This window comes from Plesiomonas sp. (genome assembly GCF_051650925.1).
GTDB lineage: Bacteria > Pseudomonadota > Gammaproteobacteria > Enterobacterales > CAMTGL01 > Plesiomonas.
In genome coordinates this window covers 1-1482 of sequence record NZ_JBOFRH010000256.1, presented here as the reverse complement: position 1 = coordinate 1482, position 1482 = coordinate 1, and the positions used below count along the sequence as shown (strand labels likewise).

Sequence of the window (1482 nt, the reverse complement as noted above, 5' to 3'; positions counted from 1 at the left end):
CAATTTATCAGAGAAGAATTTACTGCTTGCCGAGCAAGCGCAATCACGAATTCTCTTTGGATGTACCATTGCGCTGATTCTTTCTTTTGCGATTAGTTATTGGATTAGTCGGATTGGTTTACGGCCTCTGTTTGAACTGACTCATGCGCTGGAAAATATTTCTGATGGCGAAGGTGATTTGAGCCAGCGGCTACAGGTTAAAGGTAGTGATGAAATCTCTCGTCTTGGTCATGCATTCAACCGTTTTGTGACCAAAATTCATCAGACGATCACTGACTCTCATCGTATTGCCGCTGCGGTAGCAGAGGTGAGGGGCCAGCTATTTACGTTATCGGCTGAGATTCATCAAGGTGCTGAGTTGCAGCAAACGGAGCATGACCAGATAGCGTCAGCAATGGAAGGGCAAACTGTGGCCAGTAATCAGGTGCACCGCTGCGCCACGGAAACCGCTGATGCGACGCGTGTACTGATTGATAAAACCGATGCAACGCAGCAGGCACTCAAAGAGACCGGTATGGCACTGGATGGCTTAACTCAACGCCTGAATCGTACCGACACTTCGATTTCCGAACTTAGTCATACTGTGGCAGGTATTACCACGGTAGCGGATGTGATCAGTAACATTGCTGCGCAAACCAATTTACTGGCACTGAATGCGGCGATTGAAGCTGCACGCGCCGGTGAACAAGGGCGTGGTTTTGCGGTGGTTGCTGATGAGGTGCGTACACTCGCAAATCGTGTTCAGCACAGTACCGATGAGATCCGCACAATGATTGAAGGCTTACAAGAAAGCAGCCATTTATCGGTGCAATCGATGGAGGAGTGCCAAGAGTACAGCAGTCAAGCGACGGCGCAGATGTCTGGTGCTGCTGATAGCCTAACGCAGATGGAACAAGCCATCGCATTAATTCGTGATATGAGCCATCAGGTTGAAGCTGCGTCAGATGAGCAAAATAACCTGAGCCATAATATCGATAATCGTCTACAACAAGCTGTAGCGCACTCGTACTCTATGCGAGAACAGATTGTGGCGATGACACATGCTTGCGAAGCGTTAGAGCGAGAAAGTACCAATTTGGATCGAACCCTTTCTAGTTTCCGAGTCTAGTGTGTTATCGGTTATTCCTCGCTAAACCGTAAACGTGTAATGCCGCCTGATTGGGCGGCTTTTTTATGCGTGATGGTGAGAGTCTTGAGCAAAGTTTCGTAGGGGGAATAGCGGTATCTTCTGCAAAGATGCATAACCGCGACAGTAAAGTTTTTTACATTTTGATAAATTATTCTTCTAAGTCGTGTTTCCATTAGCTGTAATGGCAATTTGCCAGCAGCCTAGCGTGCCGCAAGTTGCTTTCCTCAGTGAAGAGGGCGTAAATAGAAGACGTACCACAACATTGGAGAGTTATTATGAGTCACGAACAGAAGAAAAAGCCGCAGAAAACTCTACAAGAACGCAGAGCTGAAAAACGGGAAAAACGTCATCCG

Annotated in this window: 1 protein-coding gene; it reads left to right on the top strand. The window is 47.4% G+C overall.

The features are described 5' to 3' along the window. Nucleotides 1–1108: methyl-accepting chemotaxis protein (locus ACRC27_RS06110; protein WP_438639426.1), on the top strand; the 1108-nt coding region annotated here is incomplete at its 5' end. Nucleotides 1109–1482 lie beyond the last annotated feature (374 nt).